The following is a 16031-nucleotide window of genomic DNA, read 5'->3' as shown; positions in this document are numbered from 1 at the left end:
CATGCCGATCGGGATTCTGGGTCTGGAAAATCGGGAATGTCCTCTTTACACATCCATGCCATGACCATCCCCTCCCCCGAAGGCGCCACCCCGGCCATGGCGCAATGGTTCGCCCTCAAGGCGGAGCATCCCGAAGCCCTGCTGTTCTTCAGGATGGGCGATTTCTATGAACTGTTCTTCGCCGATGCCGAGGCGGCGGCGGCAGCGCTCGACATCTCGCTGACGGCGCGCGGGACGCATGCGGGCGCGCCGATCGCGATGTGCGGCGTGCCGGTCCATGCCGCCCCCGCCTACCTCGCGCGGCTGATCCGCCGGGGATTCCGCGTCTCGGTCGCCGAACAGACCGAGGCCCCGCGAAAGGGGCGTGGTGCTGCAAAAGGCCCCCTGCGGCGCGAGGTCGTACGGCTGGTCACGCCGGGCACCCTGACGGAAGACGAACTGCTTGAGGCCGGGCGGCAGAACCTGCTGGCCTGCGTCGTCGCCGAACGCGGCACGGGACGGCTGGGGGTTGCGTGGATCGACATTTCCACCGGCCTGTTCGAAACCGCCAGCGTCCCGGCCGACGGGCTGTTCGACCTGCTGGGCCGCCTTGATCCTGCGGAAATCCTGTGCGCCGACGACATTGCGCTGGGCGATTTCGCCCCCCGCCGCGCGCCCCCCGTCATTCCCGTGAACGCCGAGGCCGCGCGCCGCCGCATGGCCGAGACCTTTGGCGCGGCGAGCCTTGACGCCTTCGGCACATTTTCCGACTGCGAGGCGATGGCAGGTGCGACCGCCATCGACTACATCCGCCGCAGCCAGGCGGGACAACTGCCGCGCCTGTCGCGCCCGCAGCCCCATGACAGCAGCGAGGTCCTTGGCCTTGATCCCGCCACGCGCGCCAGCCTCGACCTGCTGCGCACGCGCGACGGGGAAACCATGCATACCCTGTTCGCCGCGGTCGATCGGACCGTCAGTGCCGCAGGCAGCCGGCTTCTTGGCGAATGGGTCGCAGCCCCCCTGACCCAGACAGGACGCATCACCGCGCGGCAGGACGCGTGGACGTGGCTGCTGGACAAACCGCAGGTGCGACAGTCCCTGCGCGATGCGCTGCGTCCCGCCCCGGACGTGGCGCGCGCGCTGGGCCGCCTGTCGCTGGGCCGGGGGCAGCCACGTGACGCCGCCGCCATCCGCACCGCCCTGTCCACCGCGCGCGAGGTGGCGCGCATCGTGCGCGAAAGCACGGACATCCCCGCCCTTGTCGCCCGCGCCACAGCCCACCTCGACAAGGCGACGGAGCTTGAGGCCCTGCTGGCGCGCGCCCTGTCCGACAGCCTGCCCGCGCGGCTGGAGGATGGGGGCGTCATCGCCACCGGATATGACGCCGAACTTGATGGCGAACGCGAACTGCGCGATGGCAGCCGCCGGATCATCGCGGCACTCCAGCAGGAATATGCCGACGAATTCGGCATCTCCAACCTCAAGATCCGCCACCATGCGCAGCTTGGCTACGTGATCGAGGTGCCATCCGCCGCCTCCGCACGCATCAAGGGGCGAGAGGACCTGATCCTGCGCCAGGGGACCGCCAGTGCGGCGCGGTTTTCGACCGACCGCCTCGTCAGCCTTGACCAGCGCATCATCGAGGCGGCTGAACGCGCGGCCGCACGCGAACGCGCGCTGTTTGGCGAACTGGTGCAGCGCATCCTCGCCGAACCCGCCCTGCCCGACATCGCCTCGGCGCTTGCGGTGCTCGACATCGTGCAGTCTTGCGCCGAACTGGCCGGGGGCGGGACATGGTGCCGTGCCGCCATCAGCGATGACACCACGTTCGACCTGACCGACTGCCGCCACCCGGTGGTGGAGGCCGCACTGCCGCGTGACGCGCGCTTTACCCCCAACAGTTGCGACCTGTCGCCCGACCGGCGCGTCATGCTGCTGACGGGGCCGAACATGGCGGGCAAGTCCACATTCCTGCGCCAGACGGCGCTGGCGGTCATCCTGGCGCAGGCGGGGCTGCCGGTCTGTGCGAAGGCGGCGCGCATCGGCATTGTCGATCGCCTGTTCTCCCGCGTGGGGGCGTCGGATGACCTTGCGCGCGGACGCTCCACCTTCATGGTGGAAATGACGGAGACGGCGGCCATCCTCAACCAGGCGGGGCCGCGTTCCCTGGTGGTGGTGGACGAGATCGGGCGCGGGACGGCGACCCTCGACGGGCTGGCGATTGCGTGGGCGGTGCTCGAAGCCATGCATTCGACGCTGCGGTGCCGGGCCATATTCGCAACCCATTTCCACGAACTCTCCGAACTGGCCGAAAGCCTGCCGCGCCTGTCGCCCCACACCATGAGCGTGCGTGAATGGAAGGGCGAGGTGATCTTCCAGCACGAGGTCATCCCCGGCACCGCGCGGCGTAGCTGGGGCGTGCATGTCGCGCGGCTTGCCGGGGTGCCCGAACCCGTGGTGCGCCGCGCGGGACGGCTTCTGGCGGGGCTGGAGAAGGAACGCCATGCCGCGGCCCCCGCCCTGCCTTTGTTCGAGCGGATCGACACGGCAGCCCCCGCGCCGGAGGCGGCGCCCGCGCTGCCGGAAAAAGTGATCGAGATGGTCACCACCCTCGATCCCGACGAACTGACCCCGCGCGCTGCGCTCGACGCCCTTTACCGGTTAAAAAAACTCCTACATTCCAGTAAGGAACATCTGGACCCGTAACCGCAAAGACCGGCACACTTGTCCGGCCCATTCGCCCCAAAGGACGCCGATCATACCCCGATGCCGAGCCATGCCCACGCCTCCTCCACCGTCGAGGACATGACCCTTGCCCTGCGCGATGCGCTGGGGCTGAACGCTCCCTATGCCCCGGAACTCCCGCGGGAGGAGGCGATCAGCCTGTTCCGCCGGCATCTTGCGCGGTTCCAGTCCCATGTGCGCGAGGAATTCGAGGCGCACCGGCTTGGCGGCGCGGACGCGGGCAAGCTGCTGGCGGGCTATACCGATGGCATGATCCGCACGCTGTGCGAATTCGCGACCCGCAGCGTACGTGCCGAGTCGCATGCAAAGGGGGAGATCAGCTTCGCCATCACCGCGACGGGCGGGTACGGGCGTGGGCTGCTCGCCCCCTTCAGCGACATCGACCTGCTGTTCCTGACCCCGGACGAACCATCGGACGAGGTGCGCGGCGTCGTTGAATACATCCTGTATTTCCTGTGGGACCTCGGGCTGAAGGTCGGGCATGCGACCCGCACCATCGATGAATGCATTACGGAGGCCGAGGCCGACACCACCGTACGCACCACGCTGCTCGACGCACGGCTGCTGGCGGGGGATGCCGCCCTGTTCGCGATGTTCGAGGCCCGCTACATCGTGGCCTGCGTCACGGCGGGGGCGGCGTGCTTCATCACCGACAAGCGACGCGAACGCGCCGCCCGCCACCACCGTTTCGGCGACAGCCCCTACCTTGTCGAACCCAATGTCAAGGAAGGGCGCGGTGGCCTGCGTGACCTGCAGACGCTGTACTGGATGTGCCGCTACACGTTCGGCACGCGCCACGTCTCCGACCTGCTGGCGCCGGGGTTCAGCGCGCTCGGCCTGCTGACTGAGCAGGAGGCAAAGCGCGCGCGCCGGTCATGGGATTTCCTGTGGCGCGTGCGTTTCCACCTGCACTACGTCTCCGGCCGGGCGGAGGAACGCCTGACCTTCGACGTGCAGCCTGTCGTCGGCGGGCGCATGGGCTATACCCGCCATGGCCGGCAGGTGGGCGTGGAACGCTTCATGCGCCACTACTTCCTGACGGTGCGCGAGGTCATGCGCCTCACACTGGTGCTGGAACCCGCCGTGCTGCGCCAGGCGCTTGGCCCCATCGCCAACGCGCCGCAGGCGGATGCGCAGATGCGCGATGCGGGATTCACCGTGATGGACGGGCGCATCCTGCCCGAACGCGGCACCTCGTTCGAACATGAACCGATCCAGATGATGCGCCTGCTGGCATGGGCGAAGAAGCGCAAGCTGCCGATCCATCCGCTGGCGATGCAGCAGTTGATCCGCTGGGAACGCCATGCCGCCACCCTGCGCGGCAATGCGGAGGCGTCTTCCATCTTCCTCGACCTGATGTGTGGCGCCCCGCCCGAACGTGCCCGCCATGGCGCCGCCGGCACGCCGCCCGCCGCCGTGCAGGGCGATGACGCGCCGAGTTTCCACCAGATGGACGAAGGGCGCCGCAAGGGGAACGCCTACTGGCTGCATATCCTCAACGAAACCGGCCTGATGGGACGCCTGCTGCCCGACTGGTCGCGGATCGTGGGGCAGATGCAGTTCGACACCTACCATGTCTTCACGGTGGACGAGCACATCATCGACGCGCTGCGCATCCTTGAACGGGTGGAGCACGGGTCGATGGCGGACGAGATCCCGCTGGCCTATGAACTGGCGCGCAACCTGCATTCGCGCCGGGCGCTGTATGTCGCGGTCCTTTTGCATGACATCGCTAAGGGACGCGGCGGGGACCATTCGGAAATCGGGTCGGAAATCGCGCTGCATGTCTGTCCCGAACTCGGCATGGACAGCGAGGAGACCGAGACCGTGTCGTGGCTGGTGCTGCATCACCTGCTGCTCAGCCATACGGCGTTCCAGCGCGACATCGACGACCCCAAGACGATCCTCGACCTTGCCGACATCATCCAGTCGCCCGAGCGCCTGCGCCTTCTGCTGCTGCTGACGATCGTGGACATGCGCGCGGTCGGCCCGCGCGTGTGGAACGCGTGGAAGGCGACGCTGCTCAATGAACTGTACATGCGCGTGGCCGAAGTGCTGGAGGGCAGCATGGCCACGACGGAACGCGATGTCCGCGTCGCGCGCGCCAAGGCGGCGACGGCGCAATGGCTGGCCGAAGATGGCCTGCCCGAAGGTGACATCGCGCATTTCATGTGGCTGGGCTATGGCAGCTACTGGCTGTCGTTCGATCGCGACACCCACCGCCGCCATATCCAGCTCATTACCGAATCCGAGGCCCGGCAGTCCCCGCTGACGGTCGAATCCCAGCCGATTCCGGCGCGGGGCGTGACAGAGGTCACGATCTATGCCGCCGACCATCCGGGGCTGTTTTCACGCATCGCAGGCGCGGTCGCCATCGCGGGGGCATCCATTGTCGATGCACGCATCCACACCATGACCAACGGCATGGCACTCGACACATTGTGGGTGCAGGACGCCGATGGCGCGGCGTTCGAGGAACCGCAGCAACTGGCCCGCCTGTCGATGCTGGTGGAGCAGGCGCTGTCGGGGCAGCTTAACATCAACAGGGAAATCGCGACCTGCGGGCGGCGTGGCAGCGGACGGCGCATGCGCGCCATCCATGTGCCGCCGCGCGTCGTGATCGACAACCGCGCGTCCAATGCCTGCACGGTGGTCGAAATCAACGGGCGCGACCGCCCCGGCCTGCTGCATGACATCACCGCGACCATCAGCGACCAGAAGCTGCAGATCGCCTCGGCCCACATCACGACCTATGGCGTGCGGGCGGTTGACGTCTTCTACGTCAAGGACCTGTTCGGCCTGAAGATCACGGACAAGGCCCGGCTGGAAACCATCCGCCAGACGCTGCTTGCCGGCCTTCAGAAGGCGGAGGCCGATGCAACCCGCATGACCTCCGCACTCGACACCGTCACGATCTGACGTCGCGCCGCGCGTCGCGCCACTGGTGCAGTGCGTGGCGGACCTGTTCCATCACCCCGTCCCACGCATGGGGCGGGGGCGCGGCCTGCGTGGGCCGGAACTGCCGCAGGTGCGGATACCAGCAACTGCCGCGCTGTCCCCATGACGACGCCGCCCCGCCATCAAGTGCGGCGGACCAGCGCCAGTCCCCCCCATGACGGTTGAGCAGCCAGACCGGCCGTCCCATCGCCCCCGCCAGATGCGCCACCATCGTATCGACGCAGATCACCAGATCCAGCGTGGCGATAACGCACGCCGTATCCATCACATCGCCCAGTGAGGGTGTTTCCATCGGGAACGGCAGGTCCGCATCCCCCGCCCCATGCTGGAGGCTGACGAAGGTCACGCCCTCCACCGTCCCCAGCATCGCCATCCGTTTCGCCCCGATCGAGCGGAGACGGTCGAAGCGGTAGCGTTCATTCCCAGACCAGCACACTCCCACCCGGACATCCTGCGTCGCGCGTGACGCCACCACCGGGCCGAGATACGCCCCCACCGGACGGGGGGGCGCGTCCACCCCCAGCAGGTGCGGCAGGCTGAACAGGTCGCACCGCGCCACAACCCCGCGTGGATATTCGTCATTCGGGGCGATAATTTCCATGCGGCGGGCCACCGATACCCCCGTGCGGTCACGCAGGCTGCCCGCCAGTCGATGCAGCGCGGGCGGCAGCACCAGCACCACGCGCCGCCTGCGCGCCAGCATCGGGACATAACGCAGGAACTGGATCGTATCGCCCATCCCCTGCATGGCCTGCACGACGATCCGGTCCCCCGTCGTCCCCGCGCCATCGGCCAGCATCGCGCGGGTGCAACGGGGCAGGACGGGATAATGCATCGTGTCGGGCGGCAGCAGCGCATGCCGTGCCTCCCACAGTTCCCAGCCTTCGGCCATGCGCCCCTGCCCCAGCAGGAGCGTGCCGAGGTTGAAGCGCGCCTGTGCGCGGGTCTGCGCATCGGTGCGCGTATCCTCCATCACCGCGTGGCACAGGGCGGCGGCGGGCGCGTCCTCCCCCTGCTCCGCCAGCACGGTGGCGAGGTTCGCGGCGATGCGCCCGTCGCCCGGCCGCAGGTCGCAGGCCTGTTCCAGCGCCCGCCGCGCACGCGCCACATCGCCCAGCGCCATGAAGGTCAGGCCCAGATTGTTCCATGCCTCTGCATTCGCCCCGGCCTCCACACAGCGGCGCAGCCATGGCAGGGCGGCGGCGTATTCACGCTGCGCGAACAGGACGGCGCCAAGGTTGCCCGCCGCCACCGCGTCATCGGGCAGGTGAAGCAGCCATGCCTCCAGGCTGGCGCGCGCCTCGCCCACCTCGCCACAGCCAAGCAGCATCTCCACCAGTTCATGGAACAGGAGCCTGTCCTGCGCCGGGGCAAGGTGAAAGGCCCTGCGCATCCATGACAGGGCATCGGGGCGACGGTTCCTGCGCCACAGGAAGCGCGCCATGTCCGCGCGCGGACGCCATGCATCGACACCGCCACAGGCGATCGCCTGCGCCAGCGCGGTCTCCGCCGTGGCGAAATCGTGCGATTCCTCGGCAATGCGGGCCTGCGCCGCGCGCGCCGCCAGATCACGCGGGGCCTTCAGGATGGCGACATTCACCGCCGCGCGGGCCTGCACCACATGGCCGCGCGCCATCAGCGCCTGCGCCAGTGTCACGTAATAATGGGCCGCGCTCTCGATCTCGATCGCACGGCCGGCAAGCCCGATGGCAAGGTCGTCGCGCCCGCAGGCGCGCACGACGCACGCCATCCCGTGCAGCGCCCCGGCATGGCTGCCGTCACGGCGCAGGACCGCGCGGAAATGCCCGCCCGCCGCCTGCGCCTGTCCCTGCGCCAGCAGGCGCAGGCCCTGTTCGATCATGTCGCCTGCCTTTTGCGGCATGGGTGAACCCGTCCCTGCTTGCGTGTTGCGTCCGAGGCCGCCACGCTAGGGCGCAATTGATAACGACTCCTTTACGCCGGGAATTCCTCCATGCCTGACCCCGTGACCGCCCCCTCCGCACAGGATGCCTATGACACGCTGACCCGCCGCTTTGCGCGGATGGGGCATATTGCCAACGCGCTGGGCATCCTTGGCTGGGACAAGGATACGATGATGCCCCCGGGGGCCGCCGACAGCCGGGCCGAAAGCATCGCGACCCTGTCGGTCCTGCACCATGGCATCATGACCGGCCCGGACATGGCCGACCTTCTGGCGGCGGCGGAACCTGCGGATACGTGGCAGGCGGCGAACCTGCGGGAGATGCGCAGGCTGCACGCCCACGCCATGGCTGTGCCCCCCGAGCTGGTGGAGGCGGCGTCGCGCGCCGCGTCGCGGTGCGAGATGGCATGGCGCACCGCACGCCGCGACAGCGATTTCGCCAGCCTGCTGCCCTATCTGGGTGAAGTGCTGGAACGCACGCGCGAAGTCGCCCACGCCAAGGCGGCGGCACTTGGGCTTTCGCCATATGACGCGCTGCTGGACCAGTATGATCCGGGCACGCGGCAGGCGGATATCGACCCGGTGTTCGAACGCCTTGCCATCGAACTGCCGGGGCTGATTTCCGGTGCGCTGGAACATCAGCACGCGCACCCTGCGCCAACCCTGCCGCGCGGGCCGTTCGCCACGACCGCGCAAGCGGCGCTGGGCCAGACCATGATGCGCACCGTGGGGTTCGACATGACGCGCGGGCGGCTGGATGTCAGCCTGCATCCCTTCTGCGGCGGGGCGGAAGATGACGTGCGCATCACCACGCGGTACGAGGATGATGATTTCCTCAATGCCCTGATGGGCGTGCTGCATGAAAGCGGGCATGCACTGTATGAACAGGGCCTGCCGCGCGCGTGGCATTCCCAGCCTGTCGGCGCGGCACGGGGGATGAGCCTGCATGAAAGCCAGTCGCTGCTGATGGAAATGCAGGTCTGCCGCTCGGCGGAGTTCATGGCATGGGCGGCCCCGGTCATTGCCGGTGCGCTGGGCGGGGATGCGCAGGCCCCCGAATGGTCGGCCGATACGCTGCACCGGCAGGTCACGCGCGTGCATCCCGGCTTCATCCGCGTGGACGCGGACGAGGTCACCTACCCCGCCCATATCCTCGTGCGTTATGAAATGGAAACCGCGCTGATCAACGGGCGGATGGCGCTGCGCGACCTGCCGGCGGCGTTTAACGAACGCATCCATGCCCTGCTGGGCCTGCGCGTGCCGGAGGACCGCCTTGGCTGCCTGCAGGACATCCACTGGCCTTCGGGGTCATGGGGGTATTTCCCCACCTATACGCTTGGCGCGATGATCGCGGCGCAACTGCGCGAGGCGGCGCAGAAGGCGCATCCGGGCCTGATGGACGATATCGCGCGCGGGGACTTCTCCACGCTGCTGTCATGGCTGCGCACCCATGTCCATCACCGCGCCAGCAGTGCGTCGATGCGCGACATCGTGCGCGACGCCACCGGCGCGCCGCCGGGGCCGGAGGCCTACCTGCGCCACCTGCGCCATCGCTATTGCGGGGAATAGGCGCGCGGATAGCCGCCATCACGCGCGGCCCCTTGCCTTCGGGGGCGGTTCATGGCGACATGCGGACAATGTCCAGTCACGATTCCGTCCCGTCCCGCCCGTATCATCCCCGCCATACGGGGGCCGCCATCGCCCTTGCGGGCGCACTGGCCCTGATGCACGCATCCGGCGCGCACGCGGCCAAGCCCGCGCCGCCGCTGGACCCGTCCGCCCCGATGGAGGAAGTCGCCACCTCCACCACCGCGACGTGGGAGCGTGTCATCACCCTGCCTGACGGACGGCTGATCGCGCTGGCCCCGGCATGGACCGGCGTGAAGCAGGGCGGGCTTGTCATCCTCGCCCCCGGGCAGCAGCCTGTCCCCTATCCCGACGCAACGTGGAACGACCCCACGACACCCGCGACGCAGCGACTGGTTGCACCTGCGGACATCCAGTTGCAGGCGGACGGGACGCTGTGGGTGCTCGACAGCGGGATCGCCGCCGACGGGACGCGCGCACAGCCCAAGGTCGTGCGCATCGACGCCGCCAGCGGGCAGGTGAAGGGCACATGGTCGATCGACGCCGCCGCCCTGCGTCCCGACAGCCTCCTGTCCACGATGCGGGTGGGCAATGGCCATGCCTATATCGGTGACGAAGGGGTGCCCGCGCTGATTGTCGCAGACCTTGACGGCCAGGGGCAGCGGCGGCTGATGGAACATAACCCCGCGCTGACGGCGGGGCGGCCGATCCTTGGCCCCGACGGGCGCGTGATGCAGAACCAGTCGGGCCATACCGCCATCATCAATGTCAGCCAGATGGCCATCAGCCCGGATGAGAAATGGCTGTATTTCGAACCGCTCAGCGGCCCGATCTACAAGCTTGGCACCGATGTGCTGATCGACCCCAAGGTCACGCCCATCGAACTGGAGGACAGCCCCACGCTGTGGTACAAATCCCCCCCTTATGGCGGGATCGCCGTGGGGGCGGACGGGACGCTCTACCTCAATGACGTGTCCACCAGCAGCATCTTCCGCCTGACGCCCAGGCGGATCTATCAACGCATCGTGACCGACCCGCGCCTGCACTGGCCCGCGGGGTCCTATGTCACGCCGGACGGGATGCTGTATGTGCCTGCGGCACAGCTTGACCGCACGCCCGCGCTCGATGGCGGGAAGATGGAGGTGTCATGGCCAGTCCATGTCTACCGCATCAATGTCGCTGCCCTGCCCGAAGCGAAATTCTGACACACCCGCCGCAAAATCGTTCAGGATAGGGCAATCGAGTCCCACGCGCCCCTTCGCGCCGTGGGGAGATGGCATTATGATCGGACCCATGCGCTATATTTCTACCCGGGGACAAGCCCCTGTCCGCGATTTCTCGTCCGTGCTCCTGGCTGGCCTGGCCGAGGACGGTGGACTGTACCTGCCGGAAAGCTGGCCTGAATTCTCGCCCCAGCAGTGGCGTGACCTGCGTGGCCTGCCCTATCCGGAACTCGCCGCGCGCGTGATGGCGCCGTTCACTGCAGGCTCCATCGCACCCGACGTACTGGCGGGGCTGTGCCGCGACGCCTATGCCCATTTCGACCACGCCGCCATCGTGCCGCTGACGCAGGTGGAGGACTGGCTGTTCGTGCAGGAACTGTTCCACGGCCCGACGCTGGCGTTCAAGGACATGGCGATGCAGTTGCTTGGCCGCCTGTTCGACCATGTGCTGACGCAGCGGGGCGAGCATGTGACCATCGTCGGCGCGACCTCGGGCGATACCGGTTCCGCCGCGATCGAGGCGTGTCGCGGGCGCGAACGCCTGCGCGTGGTGATCCTCCACCCCGAGGGACGCACATCCGACGTGCAGCGCCGCCAGATAACGACCGTGCTGGAACCCAACGTCACCAACCTTGCGGTCCGGGGCACGTTCGACGACTGCCAGGACATGGTCAAGGCGATGTTCGCCGACACCGCGTTCCGCACCGACATGCACCTGTCGGCGGTCAATTCCATCAACTGGGCACGAATCGCGGCCCAGGTGCCGTATTACGTCTATTCCGCGCTGGCCCTCGGCGCGCCGGACCGGGAGGTGGCGTTCGCCGTGCCGACCGGCAATTTCGGCAACGTGCTGGCCGCGTGGGTTGCGCGCCAGATGGGGCTGCCGGTCCGCGCGCTGTGCGTGGGATCGAACCGCAACGACATCCTGTCGCGCTTCCTCAACGAAAACGACATGTCCATCCACGGCGTCGTGCCCAGCCTGTCGCCGTCGATGGATATCCAGGTGTCGTCGAATTTCGAACGTCTCCTGTTCGAACTGCTCGACCGTGACGCCGAAGCGTGCGCGCGCACGATGACGGAGTTCCGCAAAACCGGGCGCATGCATGTCCCCACGCCGGTATGGGACAGGGCCAATGCGCTGTTCCATGGCGTCGCACTTGATGATGACGCGACGGTGGCCGAAATCCGCCGCCTGCATGCAAAAAGCCAGTACATGGCCGACCCGCATACCGCGATCGGCATCGCCGCGGGGCGCGCATTCCGTGAACCGGGCATCCCCATGGTGGCGATGGCGACCGCGCACCCCGCCAAATTCCCCGACGCGATGGAAAAGGCGATCGGCATCCGTCCGGCCCTGCCCGATGCGCTCGCGGACCTGTTCGACCGTCCGGAGCGTTACGAGGTCGTGGCCGCCGACCTCGGCGCGATCGAGGACAAGGTGCGCGCTGCGGTGCTGAAGAATAGCTGACCCGCCGGTCGTCCCGCTTCCTTCCCTGATTTCTCCAACATGGCCCTGCCGGTCAGTGAACCCGGCCGGGCCTTCAGGATCCGAATGACTGACCTCATCAATGTTACCCGCCTGCCTTCCGGGCTGACCGTTGTCACCGAACGGATGGAGCGTGTCGAAACCGCCTCCTTCGGGGCGTATGTCGCCGCCGGCACCTGCAACGAGGACGCGAGCGAGAACGGGGTTTCCCACTTCCTCGAACACATGGCGTTCAAGGGCACGGCGACACGCACGGCAGCGGGCATCGCGGAAGAGATCGAGAATGTCGGCGGCCACATCAACGCCTACACCGCGCGCGAACACACCGCCTATTACGTCAAGCTGCTCAAGGAAGACCTGCCGCTTGGCGTGGACATCATCGGCGACATCCTGACCCACAGCAGCTTTGCCCCGGATGAGCTGGAGCGCGAACGCGGCGCGATCCTGCAGGAAATCGGACAGGCCAACGACACGCCCGACGACATCGTGTTCGACCATTTCCAGGAAACCGCCTTCCCCAACCAGCCAATGGGCCGTCCCACGCTGGGCACGGAGGCCGGTATCCGGGAGATGAGCCGCGAGACGCTGATGACCTACATGCGCACGCATTACACCGCGCGCAACACCATCATCGCAGCGGCGGGCAACCTGCATCACCATCATGTGGTGGAGATGGTGGAGCAGCACTTCCGCGACCTGCCGCAGACGGCCATCCCGCCGCGCCCCGGCGTGAGCTATGTCGGGGGCGAGTTCGCGCAGCAGCGTGACCTCGACCAGGCGCATATCGTGCTGGGCTTCCCGTCGGTCGGGTACGGCGATCCCGACTATTATCCGGCCCTGCTGCTGTCCACGCTGCTGGGTGGTGGCATGTCGTCGCGCCTGTTCCAGGAAATCCGTGAAAAGCGCGGCCTGGTCTATTCCGTCTATTCCTTCAACGCCCCCTTCCGTCAGGGCGGGCTGTTCGGGATTTACGCGGGCACCGGCGAATCCCAGGTCGCGGACCTGATCCCGGTCACGCTGGAGGAACTGCGCAAGGTGCAGGGACAGGTGGCGCAGAACGAACTTGACCGCGCCCGCGCGCAGTTGAAATCCTCGCTGCTGATGTCACTGGAAAGCACCGGCAGCCGGTGTGAGCAACTGGCGCGGCAGTTGCAGATCTTCGACCGCCTGATCCCCACCCATGAAACGGTAAAGCGGATCGACGCCGTCACCATCGCCGATGTGCAGCGCGTGGCCGCCCGCGTCTTCCACGGCACCCCCACCCTGACATCGCTGGGGCCGGTCAGGCACATGCCCCACGTCGCCACAGTTGCGGAGATCCTCGCCCGATGACACCGGAACCGCTCGACCTCATTTCGACCCTGCTCAACCAGGCGCGCGCCGCCGGCGCGGATGCGGCCGATGCGGTTTACATCACCCGGGTCGCCCATGCGGCACAGGTGCGCAATGGCATGGCGGAGGAACTGGAACGTTCCGAAACCTGCGACCTTGGCCTGCGGGTGTTCGTCGGCCACCGTTCGGCCATCGTGTCGGCCACCAGCCTTGATCCCGCGCGCTTCGACCCACTGGTGACCCAGGCGCTGGCGATGGCGCGCGTCGTGCCGGAGGACCGGTTCGCCGGCCTGTGCGACCAGGCCGTCCATGGCCATGTCGATGCGGCGGGACTGGACCTTCTGGACACGGCGGAGCCTTCCACCGCCGACCTGATCGAACGCGCCCGCACGGCGGAAGCCGCCGCCCTTGCCATCAGGGGGGTCAGCAACACCAACGGCGCCTCCGCCAGCGCGGGTCGCATGGATATCCTCCTGATGACCTCGGCGGGCTTCTCCGGCGCGTATGCACGCAGCAGCCATTCCATCTCCGCCAGTGTTGTGGCGGGACAGGGCACGGGGATGCAGCGCGACTACGATTACCATTCGGCGGTGCACCTGTCGGATCTGGAGGACGCGGCCACCATCGGGCGGCATGCGGGCGAACGCACGGTCGCGCGCCTCAACCCCGTCCGGCCACGCACGGGGCGGATGCCCATCGTGCTGGACCCGCGCATTTCCACCAGCCTGCTGAGCCATCTCTCTGGCGCGGTGAACGGCATTTCCATCGCCCGCGGCACCTCGTTCCTCAAGGAACGGATGGGCCAGCGGATCATGGATGCGGGCATCACCATCATTGCCGATCCCCTGCGTGTGCGGGGACTGGGCGCGCACCCGTTCGATGGCGAAGGCGTGCGGACGCAACCGCTGACGATCGTCAAGGACGGGGTGCTGCAGACATGGGCGCTCGATGCGCGCAGCGCGCGGCAGCTTGGGCTGGTGTCCAATGGCTGCGCCAGTCGGGGGGCGTCGTCGCCGCCTTCGCCCTCGCTGGGGAGCCTGTACATGCAGCCAGGCGCGGTCACGCCGCAGGACCTGATGGCGGATATTGGCGAAGGCATCTATGTCACCGAACTGATGGGATCGGCCATCAACGGCATCACCGGCGATTACAGCCGTGGGGCCGCCGGGTTCATGATCCGTGACGGGCAACTGGCGGAGCCTGTGGCGGAACTGACGGTGGCGGGCAACCTTGTGGACATGTTCGCCCGCATGCAACCCGCCAGTGACCTGCAGTTCCGCCGCGTCACCAATGCGCCGACCGTGCGGATTGATGACATGATGATTGCGGGCGCATGAATTGTGCGACAGGGGACACGATAATGTCCCCTGCCCCCTGTTTATCGACGGATTAAACCCCATATTGAAATAAACCACGGTTCCGTCGGCAGTCGTCGGGATCGCCTTATCGCAGGATACCAGATACCCTGACGCAGATGAAACAGACCCATTCGCGACCGATGCTCCGTAAACGCATCATCCTGAGCCTGAGCGCCGCGCTGGCGGCCCTTCCCCTGCTTGTCCATCCGGTGGCCGCCGATGCGCGCGCCGGGGGCGGCATGTCGATGGGCAGCAGGGGGTCGCGTACCTACTCCGCGCCGCCCCGCACGGCCACGGCCCCCTATGGCGCAACCCCGTTCCAGCAGACCATGACCCCGCGCAGCAGCCCCTCGGCGCCCTATGGGGCGGCCACGCGCATGCCCTACGGCGCGGGCGCTGCGGCGATGATGGGGCGGCCCCGCCATCCCTTCCTCACCGGCTTTGCCGGCGGACTGCTTGGCGCGGGCCTGTTCGGCATGGTCTTCGGACATGGCATGTTCGGCAGCGGCATGGGCGGTAGCGGGATCCTCGGCCTGCTGATCCAGCTTCTGCTGGTCTTCTTCGTGGTCCGGTGGCTGATCCGCCGCTTTTCGGGACAGGGGGGCAGCACATCCTCCGGCCTGCCGGGACTGTCCAGCCTGACCGGGGGTGGCGCTGCCGCCCCGCCGCAGCAGCCTGTGGGCGCAGGCACACAGCAGCTTGTGCTGACGGCTGCCGACTATCAGGCGTTCCAGCAGGCGCTGATCAATATCCAGACCGCGTGGAGCCAGCAGAACCTTGGCGCGCTGCAGCACATGGCTACGCCGGAGATGGTCAATTACTTCAGCCGCCAGTTGACCGCCCTTGCCAGCCGTGGCGCACGCAATGTCGTGTCGGACGTGCGGTTTGAAAATGGCGACCTGACGGAAAGCTGGCAGGAAGGCGGCATGGATTTCGCCACGGTGGCCATGCGGTATTCCCTGATCGACATGACCACCGACACGATGGGCCATGTCATCGACGGCAGTTCGACCGAACGCCAGACAGTGACGGAACTGTGGACGTTCGAACGCAGTTCCCGCGGCGGGATGTGGCTGCTGTCCGCCATCCAGCAGACGGCGCGCTGATCCGCACATAACAAAAGAAGAAGGGTGGCCCGGCATATGTCGGACCACCCTTTTTTTATGGGCTGGTTCTGGCAGCCTCATGAAGAATGAATAAGAGTTTTTGGGTGCCGCCTTTTTCCGAAAAGGCGGCGTCTTTTGAAGCTTTTTGGAAAAAGCTTCACCAAAAACTTCTTGTCGGTTTTCGGATCAGATCCGAACGAGGCTCAGCACATACAGGATCGTCGCCAGCGCCCCAAACGTCAGGGCCACGCCATAGATACGGCCCTTGTGCCGACGGGCATATTCCTCGGCCGGGGTACGCGCCACAGGGGCGTTATCCGATGACATTGCAATATC

10 protein-coding genes are annotated in these 16031 nt (G+C 67.3%); 8 read left to right on the top strand and 2 right to left on the bottom strand.

Annotation, left to right across the window (positions count from 1 at the left end; all coding sequences use genetic code 11):
* Nucleotides 1–60: 60 nt before the first annotated feature.
* Nucleotides 61–2685, top strand: coding sequence for a DNA mismatch repair protein MutS (gene mutS, locus CFR72_RS04010; protein ID WP_110912755.1), 2625 nt, complete (start codon nucleotides 61–63; stop codon nucleotides 2683–2685).
* A 60-nt stretch (nucleotides 2686–2745) separates the two neighbouring features.
* A complete protein-coding gene (locus CFR72_RS04005; protein WP_110912754.1) occupies nucleotides 2746–5643 on the top strand; it encodes a [protein-PII] uridylyltransferase in 2898 nt (965 codons plus the stop codon).
* On the opposite strand, the gene CFR72_RS04000 is transcribed toward CFR72_RS04005, so the two are convergent.
* Nucleotides 5633–7564 carry a tetratricopeptide repeat protein gene (locus CFR72_RS04000; RefSeq protein ID WP_110912753.1) on the bottom strand — a complete coding sequence of 644 codons (1932 nt, stop codon included), beginning with the start codon at nucleotides 7562–7564 and terminating at the stop codon, nucleotides 5633–5635. The genes CFR72_RS04005 and CFR72_RS04000 overlap by 11 nt on opposite strands.
* A 90-nt stretch (nucleotides 7565–7654) precedes the next feature.
* On the opposite strand from CFR72_RS04000, the gene CFR72_RS03995 reads away from it, so the two are divergent.
* The 6 genes from CFR72_RS03995 (at nucleotide 7655) to CFR72_RS03970 (ending at nucleotide 15695) form a co-directional block, all read left to right on the top strand.
* The gene (locus CFR72_RS03995) at nucleotides 7655–9172 is read left to right on the top strand and encodes a carboxypeptidase M32 (protein ID WP_110912752.1); all 1518 of its coding nucleotides are present in this window, start codon (nucleotides 7655–7657) and stop codon (nucleotides 9170–9172) included.
* Between the two features lie 68 nt (nucleotides 9173–9240).
* Nucleotides 9241–10395: an L-dopachrome tautomerase-related protein gene (locus CFR72_RS03990; RefSeq protein ID WP_110912751.1), complete on the top strand. Its 1155-nt coding sequence runs from the start codon at nucleotides 9241–9243 to the stop codon at nucleotides 10393–10395.
* Between the two features lie 88 nt (nucleotides 10396–10483).
* Complete coding sequence (gene thrC / locus CFR72_RS03985; protein ID WP_110912750.1) at nucleotides 10484–11881, top strand: threonine synthase; 1398 nt, start codon at nucleotides 10484–10486, stop codon at nucleotides 11879–11881.
* 84 nt (nucleotides 11882–11965) lie between these two features.
* Nucleotides 11966–13231: a M16 family metallopeptidase gene (locus CFR72_RS03980; protein ID WP_110912785.1), complete on the top strand. Its 1266-nt coding sequence runs from the start codon at nucleotides 11966–11968 to the stop codon at nucleotides 13229–13231.
* Entirely contained in the window at nucleotides 13228–14568 is a 1341-nt protein-coding gene (locus CFR72_RS03975) for a TldD/PmbA family protein (RefSeq protein WP_110912749.1), read from the top strand. The genes CFR72_RS03980 and CFR72_RS03975 overlap by 4 nt, the downstream gene beginning before the upstream one ends.
* A gap of 137 nt (nucleotides 14569–14705) precedes the next feature.
* Nucleotides 14706–15695: a Tim44 domain-containing protein gene (locus CFR72_RS03970; RefSeq protein WP_110912748.1), complete on the top strand. Its 990-nt coding sequence runs from the start codon at nucleotides 14706–14708 to the stop codon at nucleotides 15693–15695.
* A gap of 186 nt (nucleotides 15696–15881) precedes the next feature.
* Here CFR72_RS03970 and CFR72_RS17465 read toward each other — a convergent pair whose 3' ends face one another.
* Nucleotides 15882–16022, bottom strand: a complete 141-nt coding sequence (locus CFR72_RS17465) for a hypothetical protein (RefSeq protein WP_167400296.1) — start codon at nucleotides 16020–16022, stop codon at nucleotides 15882–15884.
* Nucleotides 16023–16031: the final 9 nt, after the last annotated feature.

The sequence above is a fragment of the Gluconacetobacter entanii genome (assembly GCF_003206495.1).
Taxonomy (GTDB): Bacteria; Pseudomonadota; Alphaproteobacteria; order Acetobacterales; family Acetobacteraceae; genus Novacetimonas; species Novacetimonas entanii.
The sequence above is the reverse complement of the archived record's forward strand: the minus strand, read 5'-3'. Positions and strand labels throughout refer to the sequence as shown.